Genomic DNA, 25,222 nt, shown 5'->3' on the forward strand with positions numbered 1-25,222 from the left:
ACGATTTTTGTTAAAAAAATTAGAATCCAAGATTTAATCCAAAAGTAATCGTTTTGGCTTGGGGTAAAGCAAAGAACGATTCTCCAAGGATTTGGTTGTTAGGGCCATTTGCCGAAACTTCTGGGTCTGGACCTCTGAAATTTTTATCTTTCAATAGCCATAGATTTTGTCCCATTCCATAGATTCTAAATGTTCTTATTACCTTTTGTTTCTCTAATAATTTAGATGGAAAAGTGTATCCTAAACTCAAGTTTCTAAGACGCATGAACGAACCATTTTGAAGTTGTAATGTAGATGTTGAGTTAAACAACGGTGCAGTAGAACTGGCTAAATTCGGTGCAAAAGTTACATCACCTGCCTTCTTCCAATAGTCTAACACATCAATAGATTTATTAAATCCTGCTGTTGCACTCATGTTATCAGTAAAGCCTAAACCACTAATTAATACCTTGTTACCATAAGAATAACTAAACTGAGCACTCAAATCAATGCCTTTGTAAGACATGTTTGTGTTAGCACCACCCGTCCATTTCGGAATAGCCGAGCCTACAAATACTCTATTATTTGCAGAATAAGTGGTTGTTGGCGTACCATCTTTACCTCTCCATTCAAGGTCTCCAGTTGCTGGATTAACACCTATGGCTTTAACCATAAAGAATTCATTGAGTGTACGTCCAACAACTGCTCTTTGAGAACCCGAACCAGCAACAAATCTATTACCATCTGGGTCAATTGATGCTTCTGGCAACTCTAATACTTTATTTTTCAAGAATGAGGAGTTAAAACCTACGCTCCATCTGAAATCGCCTTTGTCAAAAATATTTGCATTAAAATCTATTTCTATACCGGTATTTTGCATTTTACCAATATTTCTCGAAGCACTTGGAAAACCAGTTGTAAAAGGGAATGGTACATCTAATAGAATTCCTGATGTTATTTTGTCAAAGTAATTAACAGATAGATTAAATCTATTTTTGTAGAATGTTGTATTGAAGCCAATATCTAACTGGGCTGTTTCTTCCCAAGTAAGGCTTTTGTTTGGTACTTGTGTTGGGCGAAGACCTGGTGAACCTGCGTAATCTGAGAGTACACCACCACCATACAAATCAAGTGACGAGAAGTTTCCGATACGGTCGTTTCCTGCAGTACCGTAGCTGGCTGTAAATTTCAAGAAATTAATAAAATTCTGATTCTTCATAAATTTCTCTTCAGACAAAATCCAGCCTCCACTTACGGCATAAAACAAGGCAAATCTATTATCAGCACCGAATCTTGAAGAGCCATCTCTTCTCAAAGAAGCTTCAAATACATATCTGTTATCGTATCCATAATTAAAACGACCAAACTGAGATTCTAAAGCCCATTCCGAACGCTCCTCAACTGTTGAGGTAGGAGTAGCCGCCGAAACAACGTTTGGAAGACCATCCGACGCAAAACCAGTACCAGCAACCAATATTCTGTCAAACAACGCAGTTTCAAAGCTATACCCAGCTAATACCCCAATTGTGCTTTTGCCAAAGTCTTTGTTATATTTTAAAGTATTGGTACTTAGCCATTTGCTATCATACTGAAAATCTCTTGAAGCAGATCCTGTTGGTGTAAATAAATCAACTTGTCTCTGCTTTGAATCACCAGAGTTATAATCCATTCCGAAATCGGTTCTGAATACTAAATCTTTAATGATTTTAAAGTCAGCATAGATATTTCCAGTTGTCCTTTTTGACACAAATCGGTTAGTATTCAGTGCTTCAATACCAATAACATTTTGGATAAAACCAGTATTTCGGAAGTTTCCACTTGCATCACGTGGTAAAACGTTTGGTAGTTGTAAGTAAGCAGAAGTCAAAGGTGCGAATGTACTGTTTTCTGCACCAATCCTATCCATATTTACATTTGAAATTGAAAGGTTAGTTCCGATAGTGAGGAATTTGTTTACTTTATGCTCTAAATTTAAACGTCCTGCCAAACGGCGTAAGTCGTTTCCAATCGTAAAACCTGATTCTGTTGCATAAGTACCACCAATGAAAAAAGTTGTATTTTGACTTCCTCCTCTTGCAGAAAGGCTAATATTATTTGTTCTTCCTTGTTGCACAACATTTGTAGGCCAGTCGAAATAGTCGTTACTCAAAGTTTGAGGAGCAAGATTTCTGGCTTTTCTGTATTCAGTTACATAACCTACAAATTGCTCTGTATTCATCATTGGTATCAGGCTCGTAGGGTTTGAAAAACCAGTATAACTATCTAAATTAATCTCAGTTTTACGGTCTGATGTACCTTTTTTGGTATTAATTAAAATAACACCATTCGAACCTCTCGAACCATAAATAGAAACCGCAGCAGCATCTTTCAAAACTGACATTGATTCAATATCCTGTGGATTGATATTCAATAATGGATTTAAACCTGTTGGTGCACCTTGCCCACCGGAAAGGGTTCCGTCGTTGAGAGGAACGCCATCTACAACAAATAAAGGCTGACCACCACCAGTTATTGATCCAGCACCTCTAATTCGAATGACGGGGTTTGCCCCTAATAAACCCGACGACCCTACCATTTGTACACCAGCAGCTTGCCCCTGAAGTAATTCTTGAGGTGAAAGAACTGGTCTGTTAGCAATTGCTTTAGAGCCTACTGTAGAAATCGATTGTGTACTCAGTTTTTTTGATTGCTGACCATAACCAACAACTACAACTTCATTTAAAACACTTGCATCAGGAGCTAATTGTAAATCAATTATTGTTCGGTTATTAATTTGAATTTCTCGAATAACAAAACCCACGTAACTGAACACCAATACGCTGTTTGCTGGAGTTGCAATTTTATAAACTCCATTTTCATCGGTAGAGGCACCTCTTGTAGTACCTTTGATTGTAATGCTTACCCCTGGTAGAGCAGATCCGTCGTCTGACGATGTGACCTTTCCTGATATAGTTTTTTCTTGTGCAAAAATTTGCACACTGAAAAGTACTGCTAAAAGGAGGTTAAATAAATTTTTCCTCATCATTGTCTGTTTAGTTTGTTTGTAAATGAAATAATTGGAATACAAAATTAATGTTATAACATACAATTATACAAATAATTATACCTAAACAAAACAAAAAAATGCTTTTAAATGTTTGAGATGTGATAAAAATCTTGTTGGTTTTATTTGGATAATCGTTCAAAAGCCTGTTTTTTCTTACAATTTTGCACCATTTCCTCTTATCCAAATCTATAGGCATGATGCACAAATCTATCGGGAAAATAAATAAAAAAGAATGGTTCTCAGATTGAAAACCACTCTTTTGAAAGCGAAGATAGTGCCATATACTGTTAATTTATTTTTTCAAATAAAATCCAGTAGTTACTCCTAAAATCAATCGTAACCCAATGTCACAATAGCCAATTGTAGGCATTACTGACACATGATTAAGTGCATAAATATCATATAAAGCTCCTGTTATCAACGAAATAAGGTTCATCCAAAGGAGCATATTTACCAATTCTTGATTTTCGGAATTTCGTTTTAAAAAGATATAAACCGAAGTAATAAGCACAATTAAACCAAGATGAACTGAGAGGTCGTTATGGAGCAAATCAATGGCGTTATAGCCGTAAGTTTTCATTGCTTCCGAAGGAGAAACAACTAAAATTCCACCGAGTAAAATACCATAAATGGAAGAAATAAGCATAAAGATTGGTCGTTTCATGTTGTTTTTGTTTTAGGGTTGAAGAAAGGTTTTATAGATGTAATTATTTTTTTGAATTAAGTATAAGTCATTAACTACCGCACGATTATGGTTTTTAGTATACTTAGAATTTATACAAAAGCAATGGGTGTTTTTCATTAGTTTTAGTATATCTTCCAACTGGTGTTGCCACGGTTGTTTTTAGTTAAATCACCCTTTCAAATATCAAAAAAAGTAGATATTTCTATACTAAAAATCTATTTAACGGTAAGCTTTCTTATTTAACGGTCATTTAGGAGCTTTTTTAGAAGCGATTCGTGTGCTAATGATGTATAAAATAAAAGAGAGGCTGCCAAAACTGACAACCTCTCTTTTTAAAAAAAATACTGAGCAGTGTTAATCAACATCCCAGAATAATCTTGTTGCAAAGGCATCAATTGTGCCTTGTGCTGTTACGTTTGCTTGATTTGCACCCGACTCTGTATTTGGGTAGAAGAATCGAACTGGTCTTTTGGCATCAGGTACTTGGATACTTTGTGGTGTAACTGGTAATCCTGTTTTTCTGTATTCTGACCATGCCTCCAAACCATTGAAATTTGTGAATGTAATCCATTTCTGAATTGCAATCGCATTCAATTTATTTGTAGAAGCATCCCAATCGTAGTTATTAATTTTGCTAACTTTAAATGCATTTGCACCAGCTACATTAGCACCTAATGTTCTGAATGACTGAGTAATTCCTTCTTCAAAGTAAGATTTTGCTGTTCCTGGTAATGCTACATCGCTAATTCTTTGTTTAGCTTCAGCCAAGTGTAATTGTACTTCCGAAGCTGTCATTAAAAGATATGGTCTGTTGAACTCGCCTTTTACTAAAAGGCTTGGTCCTAATGCACTTGAACCCGCTGGTAAAAATCCCGAACTTGCTCCAAATGGTACACCCACATAGTTAGCTGCAATTTCTGCTTTTGAACTTACACCCGCAGTTGCACTTTCGCCACCTGTTGTATAGCCAATTCTTTTCAAACGCAAAGTATCATTTGATGTTTTTAGGCTATTTACCAGATATTGTGATAATCTTGGGAAATTGTTCAATGCTCTTTTTGCTCCATTTGCATCATATCCCCAACGGTCATAAATTGGATTTAATTTACCTGCAGTTGCTAAAAAGAAACCATTTCCACCAACACCAACATCTTCACCTGTGATAAAGCCTGAGCCTTCACTAACGATTTTGTTGATTTCGGTTTTGATGTAAGCATCTCTACCGCTTACCCTTGCCTGACGCAACAAAATTCTCAATTTTAGAGAGTTGGCAAATTTCGCCCATTTGGTAGTGTTACCTTTAAAGATGATGTCCGAACTCGTAAATGCACTTGCAAAAGTATTAGCTTTGATGTCCACAAGAGCCTCATCTAATAGTTTGATAAGTTCTTCATAAATAGTTTTTTGGTCATCAAATTTCGGTGCTAAAGAGCCAACGCCTTTCAAAGCATCAGAATAAGGCACATTTCCGTACATATCAACCAATTGTTGAATCAACAAAGCTTTCATTACTTTTGCTGGTCCTTTCAAAAACTTCTGACTGTAGGTATCTCCGTTGTCAATTACAAACTGATAATCATTCAAATTATCATAATATCCATCCCAATAGTTAAAATCGCCGTTGGTGAAGTTATACCCAAAAAGCGTTGTCGAGATAATGTAACCGTTAGATTGCGTCCACTGACCTGCCCAATATGAACCAGTTTCATTTGGTGAAACCATGTTGGCTGCCGAGGTATTCAAAGCATTCGTAAATACGAAGTTTGGTGAAGCAGTTGGCAATGTGTTAGGGTTTGTGTTGATGTCTAGAAAAGACTCGCTACAAGCACTGCTCACTAAAGCCACTAATGCTGATATTAATATTGATTTTATTTTCATTTTAATTCAATTTTGGTTGTTATTAAAATACAAGATTGATGTTCATACCGTACTGACGTACTGGAGGTGTTTGAGTCGTGTTATTGATACCCAAACCATTACCAGTTGTAAAGCTAAACTCAGGGTCAGTGTAGAAGTTTGCTTTATCAACGATTGTTAATAAATTTCTACCATAAGCGGCAATACTTGCACTCGAGAATATTTTGGTTTTAGCAATTAATTTAGCAGGTACAGAGTATGACAAGTTTACATCTCTCAACTTAATGAACCACGCTTTGCTTACGAAGTTTTCAGAAATCAAGCGATAGTTATCAACCCAAAGAGCGTATTCTGCTTCACGCACATTAACAGTAGTGTTTGGTGTTACTGTTTTTCCATCGGCGTTTAAGATAGCTGAATTAGGGAAAATGTGTGGAGCTCTGTTCTCTGTCCAACCACCTGCACCCGTAAATGTCATCTGACGACCTAAGTCGCTATACATATAGTTGCCACCACGGTATTCAAAATTGAAAGTAAATGCAACACTTCCATAAGAGAAGCGTGAACCTAAACCAGCAATATGACGTGGCAATGTACCGCCTCGTTTTGATAACGTAGTTTGTCTTAATGGATAACCCGTTGTAGGATTAACCAATACATAACCAGAGCCATCAGGAGCATATTGATAACCATCAGTTTTCAACATTGGGAAACGCTCACCTTTGATAACGTTTGTGTTAGCATAAGAATAACCACCGTATTGGAACTCGTTGATACCTGGATACAAATCCACAACTTTGTTGTCGTTGTATGAATATCTTACCGAGAAATCCCAGTTGATTTTTTGGTCTCTAAATATTAAATATTTAAACTCACCTTCATAACCAAAGTTTTTAGTTTCACCAACGTTAATCAACAAGTTACTGAAACCAGTTGTATTTGGTACTTTAACCGTGATTACTTGTCCTTTTGAAGTTTGAGAATAAGCCGAGAAATCAATATTTACACGGTCATTAAACATTTGGAACTCACCACCGATTTCGCCTGAATACACAATTTCTGGTTTCAAGTTTGCATCAGGAAGTACGTTTCCAACTGTCAAACCTACAGTATTTCCGTAAGGGAAGTTTGCACCGTTGTTGTAAACTAAATCCAAACCATATAAAGGAACATTGTCGTTGGCATTTTTATTGAAGTTCATACGCAACTTTGCATAGTTCAATACAGTACCTTTCAATGCTGGGAAGGCATCGGTTGGGATAAACGACAAAGCAGCACCATAATACGGATAAGAATAGAAATTCTTCGCACGAGTTGGCTTATAGAAACGTGAAGTTTGGTCAAAACGGAAAGTACCATTAAAAATCAACCAGTTTTTATAATTAGTAGTTAAATCGGCGTAGTAACCGAGTTTTCTTTCTAATGTATTTGCTTCACCACCTGTTAATTCACCTTGACGGTTAGAAACGTTATAGACTTGAGGTACAACGAGTGAGTTTGAACCTACTGAGATAGACTTAGTGAATCTTTGATAAACACTATTTCCCAAAATCAATCTGTTTTTGAGTGGACCAAAATCTTTAGTCAATTGTATTTGGAACTCGTTGTTGATTACATTTTCAGTTGTTGAATAATCTGAAACTGAACCTAAGATGTCGGTGATTGCACGATAAATACCATCATAATCATCATCATGCGTATAAGGCTCTGGAATAAACGCCTTATTTTTTGCCCAGTCAGAATACAAGAATTTACCAGTATAGTTTTTTCCAGTACGAGAATTGTTCATCACACCCAAACGGTTGGTAAATTGTAACCAATTAGTTGTTTTATGAACCAAGCTAAAGTTTCCAGTAATATTGGCATCTTTATAATTCATTCTGTTATTACCTGAAAGAAAATAAGGATTATTTAGGTAATCATTATAATAACCATTTGGACTTGCCAATGGGTTATTTCTCCAATCTCTCAATTCGTTCAAAGGAATGTTTGCTGGCTGATTCAATACTTCACTGTAAAAATCAGCCGAAGTACGGTCATAAGCAGCTTGCGTATAGCTCGCATTGAAGCTTGATGTAAGTTTGTTATATTCTTTTGTTGCAGATAATCTAACACCTGTTCTTTCACTTTTATCTTCAGGTACAACACCTTTAATTTTCTGGTTTTCGACCGATAGATAGAACGAACTTTTTTCATCGCCACCCTGAACACTTATTTGATTGTTTGTAGAAACGCCCACATCAAAAGTCTTTCTACGAATATTGTCAAGTGCAGCATAAGGAACAATCAATTTGCTGCCATCTTCAGCTACCCTTCCTTGAAGTCTTAAAGAGCCGTCAAAAGCATCACCATATTGTTGGTTTTCATAAGGTCTAAAGTTTTCTTTCATTCTTAATAAATAGTCATTGCTATAACCGGCCGTACCAAATGATGGATAATAGTGTGAGCCTGAGCCATATTTATCTTGAAAATCTGGTAAAAAGCTAATTTCTTCAAAGTTTGTACTATTTGAATAAGATACTTTTACTTTACCTTGAGCACCTTTTTTGGTAGTGATTACAATTGCCCCATTGATACCCGCCGAACCATATAATGTAGCTGCTTGACCACCTTTCAAAATCGAAACGCTTTCGATGTCATTAGGGTTAATCAAAGCCAAAATCGTAGAGGTAGTTTGCATACCATCCAATACTACCAAGGCTTCGTTATTACCTGTCAATGACCTGAAACCACGTAAAACGACTTTTACTGATGGGTCAACGCTATTGTTTACGTTATAAACGGCCAAACCAGTTACTTTACCCGAAAGAGCCTGAGCCAATTGTGGCGAACGACCCACGGTGATGTCTTCGGTATTGACCTTAGAATAAGCGTAGCCAATCTCTCTGATATTTTTACGAATTCCTTGAGCGGTTACCACAACTTCATTAAAAGCGGCTGCATCTGCTTTTAATTGAACATCAACAATTGTGCGGTTATTGATTGCAACCGACTGCGTAGTAAAGCCAATAAAACTAAAATTTAATGTTGCATTCGCTGGAGCAGAGATTTTGTAAACACCGTCTCCATCAGTTGTTACACCCTTAGTAGAGCCTTTAATTAATACACTCACACCTGGAAGTGGAGAGCCGTCGTCAGAAGAAGTTATCTTCCCTGATACTGTTTTGTCTTGGGCAAAAGCGATGCTTGCCCACACCAGCATTATGCCAGCGAGTAGTAGTTTCCTCATTCAGTTTGTTGTTAGTTAGTTTAGTGTAATTAAAACTTTGTATTATAAATATACACACTAATCCTTTTTTTAACAAAGAAAAGCAATGAAGGTTTTAATTTATATGACCAAAATCAAGATTTATGCGATTTATTAAAGTTTATGTTTTTGAGCATAATCTACTGATTATTAGGAAGGTAGCGTGTGTTTTTAAACAAAATATGGAGTAAAGGAAAGTAGATAAGATATAATTAAAAAAGATTGGTTTTTTGATGTTAAATTCAAAAAACTAATCTTTTTTCTAAACCTAAAGCAACTCAATAATTAGTATTTATTATGATAATTGGTAGTTGACTGTTAGTTATCTCGGCATTTGTCCACGTAAAAGTTTTGATAATATTCTTGGGAAGAATCTTTTTAGATAAACACCCAAAACTTCTTTACCACCCATATAAACTTCATCTCTTTTCTTATAAATTGCCTCAACAATTCGACTGGCACATTCTTCTGGCGACATTCCATTGGCTTGGTTTTCGTCCATCTTGCCAAATTTGCTACCATCGGCAGCCACTGCATTATACGAAATATTGGTATGGATATAACCTGGACAAATAAGTGTTACACTAATATTATCTTGGTAAATTTCTGAGCGTAGAGCATCAAAAAAACCATGTAATGCGTGTTTTGAAGCACAGTATCCTGACCGCATTGGTGTTGCCAATTTTCCTGAAACACTACTGGTAACGGCAATTTGTCCACTTTTTTGTTGTTTCATAAAAGGCAAAACCGCCTTTGTGAGAGCAATAACTCCGAAGAAATTAAGATTAAATATTTTTTGATAAACAGATATGTCTGTATCTAAAACCGAGCCTCGCTGTGAAATACCCGCATTATTGAAAAGCACATCTATTTTGCCAAAATGTTCGATGGCTTGCTTGGCTTTTTCAGAAATTTTTTCGATATTCTCAATATCAATCGGCAAAATGAATACTTGATGTGAAGGTAAACCCGTGTTTTGTTTTACTCTTAAAAGTTCATCTTCTCGCCTTGCTGAAAGAATTAGTGTTGCACCTTCTTTAGCAAATTGATAAGCTGTGGCCTCGCCAATACCTGACGATGCTCCTGTAATCCAAACAACTTTATTTTCAAATTTTTTCATCTTTTGAATACAATTTTCTAAATCTTTATATGGTTTAGTAAAAACAAAACTACTATTTTTCTATGATAATTCATTATTCTTGGTAAAACCAACGAATATTTCGGAACTTTGTTGAATAAATAAAAAAAAATTCCTTTTTAGGAGGTAGTGGGTATGGACAAGCAAGATATAAGAAAACTCAAAACCGACCAAATTAAAGTTTGGCTTTCGGCAAATGGTGAGCAGGGTTTTCGGGCAAAACAGGTTTCGGAATGGCTTTGGAAAAAATCGGCAATAAGTTTTGATGAAATGACCAATTTGTCGTTGAAGACGCGTGAGTTATTGAAAGAAAATTTTGAAATTCGAGCAGTTTCAGTATTAAAAAAACAAATTAGCAATGACCGAACTATTAAATCAGGCTTTAAACTGTTTGATGGGAATTTAGTGGAAGGTGTGCTTATTCCTTCCGACGACCGCATGACGGCTTGCGTTTCATCGCAAGTGGGGTGTTCACTTACTTGTAAATTTTGTGCAACGGGCTACATGGCACGCAAACGAAACTTAGATGCTGCCGAAATTTACGACCAAGTGGTTTTGATAAAACAACAAGCCGAAGAGCATTATCAACAACCACTTACAAATATTGTGTATATGGGTATGGGTGAGCCTCTGCTCAACTACAATGGACTTATTGAATCGGTCAATTATATTACTTCACCCGAAGGGCTAAACTGGTCTCCCAAGCGAATTACGGTAAGTACGGCTGGTATTGCCAAGATGATTCAGAAATTGGGCGATGATGGCGTTAAGTTCAATTTGGCGTTGTCGCTTCATGCTGCAAATGATGTGAAACGCAACGAAATTATGCCAATTAACGAAACCAATACGTTACAAAATTTAGCAACAGCATTGAATTATTTCTACAAAAAAACGGGTAACAGAATTACTTTTGAATACATTGTTTTTAATGATTTCAATGATACACTGCAAGATGCCAAAGAGTTATGGGAATTTACAAAAAAAGTACCCGCAAAAGTAAATATCATAGAATATAACCCAATTGCCGAAGCCGATTACGTGAATACTTCGGAAGATAAATTGACGAAATTTGCTAAGTTTTTGGAGGAAAAAGGTGTAATTGTAAATATTCGACGCAGCCGAGGCAAAGATATTGATGCCGCTTGCGGGCAGTTGGCTATTAAAGAGCCACAATTGGCTTAAATTTCATAGATTTCAAAAATCACTAAGAAAATTTCTTGGTGATTTTGGCTCTAAGCACTTATCGTATATCTTTTATCATTGCTCCCACAATTTTGGCTGATGATAAAGCCAATGGAATTCCCCCGCCTGGGTGTACACTTCCACCAACAAAATAAAGGTTTTTTATTTTTGACGAAAAATTGGCGTGTCGCAAAAATGCCGCAAATTTATTGTTGGAGCTATTACCGTATAATGCTCCTTGTGCCGAAGAAGTTTTAAATTCAATGCTTCGAGGATCAAGAATTGACTCATTTTCTATCAAATTAGCTACATTAATGCCCAAATTTCTGCTTAATTTATCAATCACATTCTGGCGAGTTTCGGCAATAATTTTGTTCCAGTTCTGATTTTCATTGGCAGGGACGTTGACCAAAACAAACCAATTTTCACAACCCTGTGGAGCATCATTTTTTTTGTATTTTGATGTAATATTTAAGTAAATGGTTGGGTCATTATAAATTGTTTTTTTTTGAAACTGATATTCAAATTCGGTTCGATAATCATCCGAAAAAAAGATATTATGTAATCCCAATTCCTTGAATTCTTGCTTGATTCCCCAATAAAAAATAAGTCCAGAGCCACTTTTGGCTTGATTTAGTATTTTATTAGGATGTTTTTCATTTGGCAATAGCTTTCTATAAGTGGGCGTAACATCCATGTTTGAAACTACAATTGATGAATGATAAATCAGAATTGGGCGGCGATCCGTCGGGCGGCGATCCGTCGGGCGGCGTTCCGTCGATGAATTTTGTTCATCGTGCCTCTCATTTATTGTTTCTCTAATTTTGATTCCTACTGTCTTTCCCTCTTCTACAATTATTTCCTCAACTTTCGAATTATAATGAAATTTTACACCTAAATCTTTTGCCAATCGAACCAAACTTTGAGTTATGCCAAACATTCCATCTTTCGGGAAAAATGCCCCAATATTGTATTCTAAATGCGGAATAATATTGAGCGTAGCAGGAGTTTGGTAAGGGTCAGAGCCATTATAAGTAGCATAGCGATTGAATAATTGAGCGGCTTTTTTTGTCGAAAAATAACTTTCATTTGCCTCATTCATTGTGCTGAAGATACCTAACTTATGCAAATTAAAATATCCTCGAAAAGCTTTCTTTGAAGTCCAAGTTGAGAGTTTATGAAGCGAATCTTCCAAAAACAGACCACTCAATATCTCATACTTTAAAGCACTGTCTTTCAGGAAGTTACAAATTTTTTCGGCAGGTTCACCAATATTTTTTTCTGCATCTTTGGCAAAAATATTTATATCAGCCGAAACGTCTAATCGAGTGCCATCTTCCCAAAAATATTTGCATACTTCGGGTAGTTTTATATATTCAAAATAGTCGGTAGTTTTTTTTCCTGACAGCTCGAAAAGCTCGCCTATTAATTGTGGCATCGTAAATAACGAAGGTCCCGCATCAAAACGATAATCGCCTTGCTGAAATTGACTCAATTTGCCTCCTGAATAACTATTTGCTTCAAAAACGGCTACTTCATAACCTTTATTTGCCAAGCGAATAGCCGTTGCAATTCCCCCAATTCCTGCTCCGATGATTGCTGCTTTCATAAAAACTTAACATCTAAAATTGATACTAATTTTACAACATTTATTAGGTAAGATGTGTTATTAATATTTTTAAAAAACAGTAATAACTGATATTAAAAAATATCACATACCTCGTATTTTGCCTCTGGTATCTTTAAAAAAACAAATTTATCGCTAAAATTGAGTTTTTTTTCATTATTTTGCGTCCTAATAGAAATAACCTATTTATTATAAGATTAATTACCCTATTCCTGCGTAGAACCACTAATGGCAAAATTACTGATTGTTGATGACGAAAAAAGTATTCGAGATGCCTTGCGTGACATTTTAGAATATGAAGAATACGAAGTAAATGAAGCAAAAGATGGCGAAGAGGGACTCGAAATGCTGTTAAAAACCCAGTATGATGTAGCTCTCTGCGATATAAAGATGCCGAAACTTGATGGACTTGAAATGCTGTTGAAAGCCAAAGAAGAAGGTGTAATGACTCAGTTTGTTATGATTTCGGCTTTCGGAAACGTTGAAAATGCGGTAGAAGCCACCAAACGTGGAGCTTATGATTTTATTACAAAGCCACCTGATTTAAACCGTTTGCTCGTAACAGTACGGAATGCCATTGAAAAGAGCAAAGATGTGCAAGTAATAAAAGTTCTTAAAAGAAGAATTTATAAAATCAATGAAATTGTTGGCGAGTCTGACCTTATCAAGAAAGTGAAGGAAACTATCGACCGTGTTGCTCCAACAGAAGCACGTGTATTGATAACTGGCCCTAACGGTTCGGGTAAAGAAATGGTTGCCAAGCAAATTCACGAGAAAAGTAACCGTTGCAATCAATCTTCGGTGGAAGTAAATTGTGCGGCGATTCCTTCGGAATTGATTGAAAGTGAACTTTTTGGACATGAAAAAGGAGCTTTTACTTCGGCAATTAAGCAAAGAATTGGTAAGTTTGAACAAGCCGATGGCGGTACACTTTTCTTAGATGAAATTGGCGACATGAGCCTTTCTGCCCAAGCAAAGGTGCTTCGTGCTTTGCAAGAAAGTAAAATCACTCGTGTAGGGGGCGATAAAGAAATAAAAATCAATGTGCGTGTAATTGCGGCAACTAACAAGGATTTACGAAAAGAAATTGCAGAAGGGAATTTCCGTGAAGATTTATTTCATCGTCTGAATGTTATTCCAATTCATGTACCTGCTTTGGCTGACCGCAAAAATGATATTCCTTTATTAACAGATAAATTCTTGAATGATGTTGCCGAAGAATATGGTGATGCTACCAAAGATTTTGAAGCGGATGCGTTGGAGTATATGAAAAATTTGCCATGGTCAGGAAATGTGCGTGAGCTACGCAACGTGGTAGAACGCCTCGTGATTATGTGTGGGCCAACAATCACACTTGATGATGTGAAATTGTATGCAGGAATCGGATTTTAAATAGTCTAAGGACGACGACAGATCATAAAAAGCCATGTTGAGTTTCTCAACATGGCTTTTTATGATTTCAGAAAGATAGCTATCGAATAGATTCCTTTGCTATCGTCTAATTGACTTAATATACAAACTCTCCCAATTCGCTTTTTATCGTTACTTTTTTGTTTTCTGCTGCCTCAACTCTACCGATAATTTGGGCATCAATTCCAAATGATTGTGATATTTCGATAATTCGTTGAGCATGAACTTCGTCAAGATAAACCTCCAAACGATGTCCCATGTTGAAGACTTTATACATCTCTTTCCAAGATGTTCCGCTTTGCTTTTGAATCAATCTGAAAAGTGGAGGAATTGGGAAAAGATTGTCTTTAATGACGTGTAGATTTTCGATAAAATGTAAAACCTTGGTTTGAGCTCCACCGCTACAATGCACCATGCCATGAATATGCGGACGAAGTTCGTCTAAAAATACTTTTGCCACAGGTGCATAAGTGCGAGTAGGGGAGAGGATAAGTTTACCGATGTTTGTACCTATAATTTCTTCGGTTAATTGCTTTCCGCCACTGTAAACAAGCGAATAATCAATTTCTTCATCAAAACTCTCAGGGTATTTTTCAGCATAAATTTTTGATAAAACATCGTGGCGTGCTGAGGTTAAACCATTGCTTCCCATACCGCCATTGTATGCTGTTTCGTAAGTTGCTTGACCATACGAAGCCAAGCCTACAATTACATCGCCCGCTTTGATATTATCGTTTGAAATAATATCGCTTCGCCTCATTCGTGCAACAATAGTGCTATTAACGGCAATCGTGCGTACCAAATCACCTACATCGGCGGTTTCACCGCCTGTGCTGTAAATTTCAATGCCGTTGCTACGAAGCATTTCCAAGCATTCTTCCGTACCGTTAATAATTTCTCCGATTACTTCGCCTGAGATTTTATTTTTATTTCTATCAATACTCGACGAAATAAGCATTGGGCCAACAGCTCCTACACAAATCAAATCGTCGGTATTCATCACGATTGAATCTTGGGCAATGCCACGCCAAACCGAAATATCACCCGTTTCTTTCCAATATAGATATGCTAATGATGTTTTTGTGCCAGCACCGTCGGCGTGCATGATGTTGCAATAGTCGGCATCTCCGCCCAAGGTATCGGGTGAAATTTTGCAGAATGCTTTCGGAAAAAGCCCTTTGTCGAGTTTTTCGATTGCTTTATGAACATCTTCTTTGGCGGCAGAAACGCCACGCTGCATATAACGGTCAGTCATTTTCAGAATTCTTTTTTGAACTGCAAAGGTACTTGTTTAATGTATAATGTAAAATAGATAGTTAAAAATTGTCTATTTCTTATTAATTTTTGTGAAAAAACGCATTATTATTTTATTTTTTTTCTCTTCTTCAAATCAAATTTTTCGCCTTTTTGGAGCATAACAAACTTCATTTCATTAGTTGCTTTCAATGCTTCGAAAATCATTACTTGACTTTCGCCTAATACTTCTGCATAGCGGTTTTGCTCCACTACTAAAGCCGTATTTTCGTCAATGCCAACGCCGAGCAAAGTCGGGTTTTTGAAAATCAAACCAATCAAACGATTTTGTCTTTGTCGCTTGATAAAATGTTGGTCCACAATCATTTCATTGACTAAACCTAAGCCTTTTTTTGTTTCAACTTTTGAGCCGTCAATTAACTTGAAATCACCTTCACCACTTATCATAATTTCCGACATAATTGCCGTTCCTGCACTTGTTCCTGCAAAAACTACGCTATTTTTATACATTTCGTGCATCATTTTGAATAATTCCTCATCTTTCAAAACCTCCATGATTCGGTTTTGGTCGCCACCACAAAAAAATATGCCTTTTGCTGTTTTAAGTTGTGTTAAAAGTTTAGCTTTCGTTTCAGCATTTAATGGAGATAATGGAGCATTTTCAACCGAAATTTTTGAAAGATCTGCTACTTCATTTCTAATATTTTCAAAAGCCTTTTCTTGCTCGCCACTTGCCCACGGAATGACCAGTATTTTGCCATTTTCATTGCCGCTAAATTCTATGAATTTTGTCAGAATATCGGGTGTTCGTTTGCCACCGCCAATTAAAATTAGTCGTTCTTGGGCAAAACTTAAATTGGACAATAAAAAGAGAGCGAGTAATAATTTTCGAGTCATTTTTTCAGAATAAATTTTTTAAATGCTTTTTAGTAGGTGATTTTGAAGTATATTTCAGTCATTATTATATTTAACTAAACTTATACTTCTCTATCAAATCTATGAAAAAAAGTTTAATTCTTTTGCTTTTGGCGTTTGCTTCTTGCAGAAATACTACGCAACAAGCTTGGCAGCTTACAGAATTTGTAAAACAGGATTCCGAAAACCCCATTTTGAGTGCAGTCGATACTACTACTTTTAATGACCCAATTCTTCAAAAAACTATTAATTGGGAAGCAAAAGATGTATATAATCCTTCGGCGGTGGTGCGTGACGGAAAAGTCTATTTGCTTTATCGAGCAGAAGATACTTTGAAAGTTGTGCAAGGGACTTCTCGTTTGGGTTTGGCAGTGAGTGAAGACGGTATTCATTTTAAGCGTCAGACAAAACCTGTTTTTTTTCCTGCCAATGATTTTATGAAAAAATACGAATATCCAGGTGGTTGCGAAGACCCTCGTTTGGTGGAAACAGAAGATGGGAAATATATTTTGACTTATACAGCTTATGACGGAAAAACAGCTCGGCTGTGTATTGCTTCGTCGCTAAACTTACAAAATTGGACAAAAGAAGGATTGGCATTTAAAGAGCCTAAAAATGAAAGTTTGTGGTCAAAATCTGGAGCAATCATTTGTAAGAAAGTAGGTGAGCGATTTGTAGCAACAAAAATTAATGGCAAATATTGGATGTATTGGGGCGATACCAATTTGTTTTTGGCAAGTTCGGATAATTTGACCGACTGGAAAATTTTGGAAGATGAGTCAGGAAAACCCAAGCCAATCGTAAAGCCACGTGATGATAATTTTGATAGTTGGCTGGTCGAATCTGGTCCTGCGGCATTTATTCGTAATGATGGTATATTCCTTATATATAATAGTGCCAACAAAGGCTTTCAGAATAAAAGCAAAGATAGCAGAAATGCCTACCGTGCAGGACAATTGCTTTTTGACAAAAATGACCCATCAAAAATTATTGACCGCTCAAAAACTTTTTTCTTTGAACCCGACAAACCTTACGAACTCGAAGGACAAGTAAACCACGTAGTTTTTGTAGAAGGTTTGGTAAATTTTAAGAATAAATGGTTTTTGTATTATGGTACAGCCGATTCTAAGATTGCAGTGGCTGTTAGTAAAGAATAAGAGAAATATTGGGAGGTTTTTTTAAAATCCTCCCAATAGACTTGTTGCAATGGGAGTTTCGATTTATAAAATCAAGTGATTTTTTGCTTGATTGAGGCTTAAATTTGAGTTCGTAGTGAAGCTACGGACGAAAATTTAAACGAATAATCTTCCATTGCAACAAGTCTAATATATATTACTCCCAATTTAATAATTTTTCTAAAGCCTCATCAACTTTATCAAAGTCAAAATCATTGATGGTTTTGTTCATCATTTTCGTAATTTCGTCATTACATAAATTACCAATACTTCCTTCGAGCGTATGATTCAGCTCACGTTGTGCTTCGTAGCTTCCGCCAAAAATCTCTTCTTTTACTTGCAAATACGCATCTCTAAAAGGTAAGCCATGCATCACTAATTCATTGACCCGCTCTACCGAAAAAATCGGGTCATATTTTTTATCTTCCAAAAGATTTGTTTTTACTTCAATATTTGAAAGCATGAAATGAGCAATATCCAAACACTCTAACATCTGGTCGAAAGCAGGCATCAAAATTTCTTTCAAAATCTGCATGTCTCTATGATAGCCACTTGGGAGATTGCTTGTAACGAAAGCCAATTCAGTTGGAAGCCCTTTAAGGCGATTTGTTTTTGCTCTCAAAAGTTCGGCCACATCAGGGTTTTTCTTATGAGGCATGATACTGCTGCCTGTCGTAAAATCGTCGGGAAGGGTCAAGAAACTAAAATTCTGAGAATTATAGAGACAAATATCCATCGCCATTCTCGATAGGGTTGTAGCCAATGAAGTAAGTCCCGAAAGTACCACATACTCCGTTTTTCCACGAGTCATTTGGGCATATACTACATTATAATTAAGGTCGTCGAAACCTAACAGTTTTGTAGTCAAAGTTCTATTTAATGGGAATGAACTTCCATAGCCAGCTCCCGAACCTAATGGGTTTTTATTGACTACTTTATAAGCTGCATGCATTACTACGATATCATCAACCAAACTTTCGGCATAAGCACCAAACCACAGCCCAAACGACGAAGGCATAGCGATTTGCAAATGTGTATAGCCAGGCAATAAATCATTTTTATGTTTATTACTTAGTTCGATCAGTTTATGAAAAAGTTGCTCGCCTTGGGTTACAACCTGCCGTACTTGATGACGCATAAAAAGTTTTAAATCGACCAATACTTGGTCGTTGCGAGAGCGACCGCTGTGAATCTTTTTTCCTGCATCGCCGAGTGCTTGTGTGAGTAGCCATTCTACTTGTGAATGTACGTCTTCAATATTTTTTTCTATTAAAAACTTGCCATTTAAAATATCATTATATATCTTTCGACATTCTTTGAGAATCAACCCTAATTCTTCGGTTTCGAGTAAGCCGATACTCTCTAACATAATGGCATGTGCCATTGAGCCGAGTACGTCAAACTCTGCTAAATACATATCCATTTCACGGTCTCCGCCAACCGTAAATTTTTCAACTCGGAGGATATCCTCCCTTTTAGATTTTTTTTTACTGCTTTCCTTTTGCCAAAGTTTCACTTGATTGTGGTTTTATTACACCACAAAGTAACGGTGATTTTCTTTGGAAATGAAGTCATTTAAGAGTTTTTTGGATGAGTGTATCCGCATGCTAATTTTTAGCATGGTTTTTGCAGACGTTAGAGCAATGGATTTTATTCCAGAATTTTAAATAGTGGCTTTTTTAATTAAAAACATCATTTTTTATATATTTTTAATGAAAAAAAATATTGGAATCATAGTTACAGGTTTGGCACGAATTTAGATAAGAGGAGGCAATTGTTGGTTTCAAATATCGTGCCATAATACTTGATTAGATTTGATTTTTGAATTCTATACCTTTTTGAATATAAATGTGGATTTTGAAATTGGTTTTTTATAATTTATCAGTTACATTCCATATTATTTTAATAAATGAGTTTAACACAAGTAAATCTCCTTCGTGGGATTTAAATTTTACTGCTGAATGAAACTTTACACTATAAAAATGATGAATAATTACGCTGTTACTCTTCTTAGGAGAAATGTAGATTTTGCTGCATTCTTTTTGTTTTCACACTTCTCATTTTTTGCACAAGTAGAGTCAAGTAAAAAAAGTAAACACAAGCTTTAAAGAATATAAGCCAATTGTTGGTAAAACTTCCATTGGGCTTGATTTTTGAATATTATACCTTTTTGAATATAAATGTGGATTTTGAAATTGATATTTTTAATAATTTATCAGGCACAATTCATACTATTTTGAGTCATAAGTTTAAAACAAGTAAACCTCCTTCGTGGGGCCAAATGTTACAGTTATTTACTATTGAGTGAACCTTTACAATATAAAAATGATGAATAATTACGCTGTTACTCTTCTCCGAAGAAGCGTGGCTTTCGCTACATTCTTTTTGTTTTCACACTTCTCTTTTTTTGTAATAGAGAATCAAGTAAAAAATGCAAATACAAGCTTTTAAAGAATATAAGCCAATGGTTGGTAAAGCCTCTCATTGTGCCTAATTTTTTAATTTTATACCTTTTTGAATATAAATGTGGTTTTTGAAATTGATATTTTTATTAACTTATCAGAAACCTTCCATACTATTTTGAGTTATTAAATACAATACGAGTAAACCTCCTTCGCGGGGCTAAAATATTACTGTTTTATACTATTGAGTGAACCTTTACAATTTTAAAATGATGAATAATTTCGTCCAAACTCTACTACGTAGGAGCGTTTTTCTTGCTGCATTTTGTATTTATGCAACCTACTCTTCATTTGCTCAAACTATATTGGGTGGAGTGAACCTTGGAAACCTGCCAAATTATCACATGGTTTTTACAAATGGTAGCGTCGATGCAAACTGGCAAGGTGCCACGAAGGGCTTTGCAGGAAATATGGCTATTAAAGGAACAATCGCTACTGAACGAACTTCTGGTAGTGTTCCGTTTGCAGGAACGATTTTTACAAATGATAATACATTGAGTGCTTGGCAAGGTATAGTTGACCAAAATGCAGGTCAAGCTACGGCATCTTTAAATCAATCAACTGTTATTAATGGATTAAACGCGGACCTTGAAAGTGCATTTAATCAAATAAATTCATTATCTGCTACCAGTGGTTATTCTAATGTTTCCTCAACCTCATTAAATGGTTTAAACACGCAGAATAATATCAACCAGACTTTTGTGATCAACATTACCAGCGGATTGCAAGTTTCCAGCCAAATTGTTATTACTGGTGATGCGGGAGATATATTTATTTTGAGATGGGATAGTGATGCCATTTTTAGTAATGGATATAATGGTCAGGTAAAATTTCAATCAGGTGGTGGTATAATTCCAGCAGGAAATCTTAAGCCAACAAACTTTATAAATGTTGCTGGCGACATAAACAGTAGTGGTGGTGGAGGTAATCCGCCTTTGCCTTTTCCACAAGGTCCTCGACTAAATGACGGTTCGGGTGCATTAGTCAATGGTGGAGCTGATTTTAATGGTGGAGGTTTTTTTACAGGATATTGGTTGACTACTGGCTCACCCGATAATTTGGATGGTAGTAATCAGCCCTTCGGAAATACTGCTTCTTTGAGTAATGGTATTTTTGTTGGAGGGTGGTATTCAAAGACTAACAAATTTAGCATGACTTCGGGTACAAGTGGAGTATATGTATCGCCTCCTACTTCTATTTGTACACCACCTTCTTTAGTCATTAGTAGTACAATATCGCCAATTTGCACAAAGAGCAATGGCTCGGTTACAGTTACTGCAACTGGTGGTACTGGTACGTATGAATACAGTAAAGATAATTTTGCAACCAAACAAACATCTAATGAATTCACAGGTTTGTCAGCGTCGTCGGCTCCAGGTACTACCTATACTTTTTATGTAAGAACAGTTAACATCCCAACTTGTGTGGGTACAGTAACTACTACACTTACTTGTCAAGAATGTAATACAGTTATTTCGGGTAATATAACCAATGTTACAACAATAAATGGTACAAATGGAGCAATTGATGTAACGGTTACTGGCGGAATTGCCCCATATACTTATTTATGGAACGATGGTGCTACAACACAAGACCGTACTAATTTGAAAGCGGGGGTATATTGGGTAACTGTGACTGATGCACAAGGATGTAGCAAAATGTGGCAATTTATTATTACACAACCAGGAGATAACTGTATTGGTTTCCGTACACAAACACAGGGTGGTTGGGGAAGCAAAGGAAACGGAGAAAACCCAGGAGTTTACCGAGATGCTAATTTTGTAGGGGCTTTCCCAAGTGGCTTAACCGTTGGTTGTGGTACTAAACTGTTGAAACTTACTACTTCACAGGCAGTTGAGGATTTCTTACCATCTGGTAGTACCCCTTCTGTTTTACCATCAGGTACTTTAATTAACATTGGTGGTCTTTATAGTAATGTTCTTGCTGGGCAAGTTGTTGCTTTAACACTTAATGTTGGTTTCGATAATTATGATGTTAATTTTGGTTCATCATCAACAAATCTTAAAAACTTAATAATTAACTCTGGCACTTTCTCTGGGAAGAATGTACAGTTTCTTTTAGATGAAGCAAATAAAGCATTGGGTGGTTGTTCATCGACCTATTCACTTTCTGATATTAATAATGCTGTGTCTTCAGTTAATGAAAATTATGTTAACGGAACATCAACAGGAGGTTTCCTAAGTTGTTGTAATGTGCCAACACCAGTTATTACTGCTAAGCCAGGTACTACTGTTTGTCCAGACCAATCAGTAGGTTTAGAAGTATCTAATTGTACAGGTGGAGTTTTACTTTGGAATACTGGTGCAACAAGTACTGCCATCGTAGTTGTTCCTTCTATCACTACTACTTATACTGTAACTTGTAATGTAGGTAACTGTACAAGTGCTGCTGCTTCTATAAAAATTACTACAAGCGGCACGTGTACTGGTAATGACCCAATTTGCTTATCAGGAACGAGGGTAGTCAAAGATAATATTGAGTGTAATAATAATACACCTTATGCGATTTGGTTTAATGACTTGATAAGCTCGACCCAATCAGACTACAAATATTTTAAAGTCAAAACCGGTAAATTAACTGAGTATTGTGATGGAACCGCCATTCTTGATATTACTGCTTGTGCAGTAGGAGGAGGAGCAAGCGATTGTATCAAATTGTCAGTAAATTATGGTGGACGTACAGCTACCCCCCCAATGGGAAGTCCATATAAAAATACACATTGTGATGGCTATAATCCAGCAACTAATGATTGGTATTATTATCCAAATGTTACTGTAGGAACTTTCACAGGTGATGCGGGTGGTATTTATAAAGATCTTACGGGTACTTATACTACCAATAGTTTCTCATTCCAAATAGGTACTGGTGCTAACCTAAACGAAACCGCAAAATTTGGGGGTAGTGGATGGTTCAATATCATTATTACTAATGACGGTGTAAATAACTGGTCGTCTTCATCTAAGCATGGCGATTTGAACTTTAATTTAGATCCAATTTCACCGTTTCCATTATTCGCAACGGCATCAAGCAACAATGTTTGTGTGGGTGGAGATATGAGCTTAAATGCCTCTTTCCAAGGAAATGTTCCATGTACGATTGCTTATTCTTGGAAAAAACCTAATGGTACAGTATTTAGCAGCATGCAAAGTGTTTCATTAACCAATATTCAAGCAAGCGATGCTGGAATTTATACCGTAACGGCTACTTATACATCAGGTAGTAAAACTTGTTCGGCTACTGCCACAGTGAATGTTACAGTGAAAACAGACTGCAATAATACCCCTCCGTGTGCACCAAACTGTACACCACAGACCTTAGTTTCTTGGAATATGAACAGTTGTGATACAGGTTCAGGTGGAAACTGGTATGGAGAATTCACCCCAGTTATTAATTTTGGAGGTTGTGCAAATATTAGTGCATCTACTATATTTAGAATAAACCCTGACGTAAATACGCATTCATGTGTTACTGATGGCAACGGCGGAGCCGCAATGTGTATCAGAGGTTTAGATGGCACAACTTATGGTAGCCACGAAGAAAGAGCAGTAAGGTTTAGCACTACCGTTAAGCCAAATGTAGGGAATGCCCACAAGGTTACACAACTTTCATTCCGTTATAAACGAACTGGCTATAATTGTGCCACAGGTGGTTCTCAGAATTTAGCTGTCCTCGTTTTCAAAAATGGCACTAAAATATATGAAGAGGCTATCAGTGGTCTAACATCAACTTGGGTTCAGAAGACAATTAGTTTTACAAATGATGCCGATTTTATTTCAAGTTCTCAGACAACTTATGACTTTGAAATCGTAGGTTATAATCCAACAGGTGGATGTTCGGTATGGGAAATAGATGATGTTAAAATAGATGGATGTTGCGGGCCACCATCTACCACTCCTGCACCAACTGTTGTCTCGGTTGATGTTTGTTCAGGCGATAATGCAATGCTTACAGCAACAGGATGCTCAGGAATAGTAAAATGGTATGCCACCGCAACGGGTACTACAGTTTTAGCAAGTGGAATATCGTTTTCGGTAAATAATATAACAGCAGATGCAACGTATTATGCAAGTTGCACTTTAGCAAACTGTGAAAGTTCAAGAACTTCTGCAACAATCACAGTAAATCCATTACCAACAAATATAATTCCAAATTTAACTATCTGTAATGGAGCAACAGCTATGTTGACAGTAACAGGTTGTATAGGAGGAACAGTAATATGGACAGGAGGTACAACAGGAACAAGCCTTACAGTTAGTGCAGCAGGTACCTATACTGCCATTTGTACAGTTATAACTAATGGAAATGCGTGTTCGACTTCTGCTGTAGGGGTTGTTACAGTTAATCCTGCAGTTTCAATCAATGTGCCAGATTTAACACTTTGTAATGGAACAACAGGTATATTGACAGCAACGGGTTGCACAGGAGGAACAGTAACATGGACAGGAGGTACAACAGGAACAAGCCTTACAGTTAGTGCAGCAGGTACCTATACTGCCACTTGTTCGGTTACAGCCAATGGAAAAACTTGTTCAGCTTCCGACGTAGGAATCGTTATTGTCAATCCTCTCGTTACACTAAATGTTGATGATAAAGAAATATGTGCAAATATTTCAACTACGCTGACAGCCACAGGTTGTTTAGGTGGAACTATCTCTTGGACAGGACCAAATATTGCAGGAAGTACTACGGGGGCAACTATCAATATCAACGGACAAAGTGCAGGCTCATACTCTTATGTAGCAACTTGTAAGACTATTCTAAATGTCAAAGAATGTTCAGCCTCTGATAATGCAATTTTAACAGTCAATCCGTTACCGACAGTTAGTTTAACACCAACAAATATTAGTTGTAATGGTGCAAAAGACGGAAAAATTTTAGCAACAGGAAATGGTGGTACACCACAATATACATTTAGTATAAATGGTGGAACATTTACAACACCAGCCGCTGGGTCAAATTTATTTACAGGTTTAGACCCAAATACAACTTACACTATTACAGTACAAGATACAAAAGGTTGTATAGGGACAGCAACAACTTCGCTTACACAACCAACGAAAGTAATAGCGAGTATTATTGGTACGAACTTGACTTGTCATGCAGATTTAACAGGAAAGGCGAACTTAACGGCAAGTGGTGGTACGGGAGTATTGAAATACTTGTGGAGCAACGGAGCAACAACGGAAGATTTAACAGGCTTGGCAGCAGGAACATACAGTGTCAC

13 protein-coding genes are annotated in these 25,222 nt (G+C 36.5%); 4 read left to right on the forward strand and 9 right to left on the reverse strand.

Annotated elements, in window-relative coordinates; genetic code table 11:
- Nucleotides 1-19 precede the first annotated feature (19 nt).
- From ACH2CJ_RS18550 to ACH2CJ_RS18570, 5 genes are all read right to left on the reverse strand, one after another.
- Nucleotides 20-3,004: a SusC/RagA family TonB-linked outer membrane protein gene (locus ACH2CJ_RS18550; RefSeq protein WP_394995113.1), complete on the reverse strand. Its 2,985-nt coding sequence runs from the start codon at nucleotides 3,002-3,004 to the stop codon at nucleotides 20-22.
- Nucleotides 3,005-3,317: 313 nt separating this feature from the next.
- On the reverse strand, nucleotides 3,318-3,689 hold the full coding sequence (locus ACH2CJ_RS18555; protein WP_394995116.1) for a hypothetical protein: 372 nt from the start codon (nucleotides 3,687-3,689) through the stop codon (nucleotides 3,318-3,320).
- A 375-nt stretch (nucleotides 3,690-4,064) separates the two neighbouring features.
- The gene (locus ACH2CJ_RS18560; RefSeq protein WP_394995119.1) at nucleotides 4,065-5,588 is read right to left on the reverse strand and encodes a SusD/RagB family nutrient-binding outer membrane lipoprotein; all 1,524 of its coding nucleotides are present in this window, start codon (nucleotides 5,586-5,588) and stop codon (nucleotides 4,065-4,067) included.
- Nucleotides 5,589-5,610: 22 nt separating this feature from the next.
- Nucleotides 5,611-8,796: a SusC/RagA family TonB-linked outer membrane protein gene (locus ACH2CJ_RS18565; RefSeq protein ID WP_394995121.1), complete on the reverse strand. Its 3,186-nt coding sequence runs from the start codon at nucleotides 8,794-8,796 to the stop codon at nucleotides 5,611-5,613.
- Between the two features lie 340 nt (nucleotides 8,797-9,136).
- Complete coding sequence (locus ACH2CJ_RS18570) at nucleotides 9,137-9,934, reverse strand: SDR family oxidoreductase (protein WP_394995123.1); 798 nt, start codon at nucleotides 9,932-9,934, stop codon at nucleotides 9,137-9,139.
- Nucleotides 9,935-10,087: 153 nt separating this feature from the next.
- Between ACH2CJ_RS18570 and rlmN the strand changes: the two genes are divergently transcribed.
- Nucleotides 10,088-11,134, forward strand: coding sequence for a 23S rRNA (adenine(2503)-C(2))-methyltransferase RlmN (rlmN, locus tag ACH2CJ_RS18575; RefSeq protein WP_394995126.1), 1,047 nt, complete (start codon nucleotides 10,088-10,090; stop codon nucleotides 11,132-11,134).
- Nucleotides 11,135-11,192: 58 nt separating this feature from the next.
- On the opposite strand, the gene ACH2CJ_RS18580 is transcribed toward rlmN, so the two are convergent.
- On the reverse strand, nucleotides 11,193-12,743 hold the full coding sequence (locus ACH2CJ_RS18580; RefSeq protein ID WP_394995129.1) for a phytoene desaturase family protein: 1,551 nt from the start codon (nucleotides 12,741-12,743) through the stop codon (nucleotides 11,193-11,195).
- A 246-nt stretch (nucleotides 12,744-12,989) separates the two neighbouring features.
- Between ACH2CJ_RS18580 and ACH2CJ_RS18585 the strand changes: the two genes are divergently transcribed.
- Nucleotides 12,990-14,153 carry a sigma-54-dependent transcriptional regulator gene (locus tag ACH2CJ_RS18585; RefSeq protein WP_394995132.1) on the forward strand — a complete coding sequence of 388 codons (1,164 nt, stop codon included), beginning with the start codon at nucleotides 12,990-12,992 and terminating at the stop codon, nucleotides 14,151-14,153.
- A gap of 115 nt (nucleotides 14,154-14,268) precedes the next feature.
- On the opposite strand, the gene ACH2CJ_RS18590 is transcribed toward ACH2CJ_RS18585, so the two are convergent.
- On the reverse strand, nucleotides 14,269-15,426 hold the full coding sequence (locus tag ACH2CJ_RS18590; protein ID WP_394995134.1) for an AIR synthase related protein: 1,158 nt from the start codon (nucleotides 15,424-15,426) through the stop codon (nucleotides 14,269-14,271).
- Nucleotides 15,427-15,533: 107 nt separating this feature from the next.
- Nucleotides 15,534-16,322: a cyanophycinase gene (locus ACH2CJ_RS18595; RefSeq protein ID WP_394995136.1), complete on the reverse strand. Its 789-nt coding sequence runs from the start codon at nucleotides 16,320-16,322 to the stop codon at nucleotides 15,534-15,536.
- 101 nt (nucleotides 16,323-16,423) lie between these two features.
- Here ACH2CJ_RS18595 and ACH2CJ_RS18600 point away from each other — a divergent pair, with 101 nt between their 5' ends.
- Nucleotides 16,424-17,497 carry a glycoside hydrolase family 130 protein gene (locus ACH2CJ_RS18600; protein WP_394995139.1) on the forward strand — a complete coding sequence of 358 codons (1,074 nt, stop codon included), beginning with the start codon at nucleotides 16,424-16,426 and terminating at the stop codon, nucleotides 17,495-17,497.
- A gap of 175 nt (nucleotides 17,498-17,672) precedes the next feature.
- On the opposite strand, the gene argH is transcribed toward ACH2CJ_RS18600, so the two are convergent.
- Nucleotides 17,673-19,031, reverse strand: coding sequence for an argininosuccinate lyase (gene argH / locus ACH2CJ_RS18605; protein WP_394995141.1), 1,359 nt, complete (start codon nucleotides 19,029-19,031; stop codon nucleotides 17,673-17,675).
- Nucleotides 19,032-20,186: 1,155 nt separating this feature from the next.
- Between argH and ACH2CJ_RS18610 the strand changes: the two genes are divergently transcribed.
- A partial coding sequence (locus tag ACH2CJ_RS18610) for an immunoglobulin domain-containing protein (RefSeq protein ID WP_394995144.1) occupies nucleotides 20,187-25,222 on the forward strand: 5,036 nt, incomplete at its 3' end.

This window comes from Emticicia sp. (assembly GCF_043780375.1).
In the GTDB taxonomy this organism is placed as follows: domain Bacteria; phylum Bacteroidota; class Bacteroidia; order Cytophagales; family Spirosomataceae; genus Emticicia.

Bases quoted from the DNA above. Each gene is read 5' to 3' on its own strand.
- ACH2CJ_RS18550 (WP_394995113.1), bottom strand. From the start codon at position 3,004: ATGATGAGGAAAAATTTATTTAACCTCCTTTTAGCAGTACTTTTCAGT.
- ACH2CJ_RS18555 (WP_394995116.1), bottom strand. From the start codon at position 3,689: ATGAAACGACCAATCTTTATGCTTATTTCTTCCATTTATGGTATTTTA.
- ACH2CJ_RS18560 (WP_394995119.1), bottom strand. From the start codon at position 5,588: ATGAAAATAAAATCAATATTAATATCAGCATTAGTGGCTTTAGTGAGC.
- ACH2CJ_RS18565 (WP_394995121.1), bottom strand. From the start codon at position 8,796: ATGAGGAAACTACTACTCGCTGGCATAATGCTGGTGTGGGCAAGCATC.
- ACH2CJ_RS18570 (WP_394995123.1), bottom strand. From the start codon at position 9,934: ATGAAAAAATTTGAAAATAAAGTTGTTTGGATTACAGGAGCATCGTCA.
- rlmN (WP_394995126.1), top strand. From the start codon at position 10,088: ATGGACAAGCAAGATATAAGAAAACTCAAAACCGACCAAATTAAAGTT.
- ACH2CJ_RS18580 (WP_394995129.1), bottom strand. From the start codon at position 12,743: ATGAAAGCAGCAATCATCGGAGCAGGAATTGGGGGAATTGCAACGGCT.
- ACH2CJ_RS18585 (WP_394995132.1), top strand. From the start codon at position 12,990: ATGGCAAAATTACTGATTGTTGATGACGAAAAAAGTATTCGAGATGCC.
- ACH2CJ_RS18590 (WP_394995134.1), bottom strand. From the start codon at position 15,426: ATGACTGACCGTTATATGCAGCGTGGCGTTTCTGCCGCCAAAGAAGAT.
- ACH2CJ_RS18595 (WP_394995136.1), bottom strand. From the start codon at position 16,322: ATGACTCGAAAATTATTACTCGCTCTCTTTTTATTGTCCAATTTAAGT.
- ACH2CJ_RS18600 (WP_394995139.1), top strand. From the start codon at position 16,424: ATGAAAAAAAGTTTAATTCTTTTGCTTTTGGCGTTTGCTTCTTGCAGA.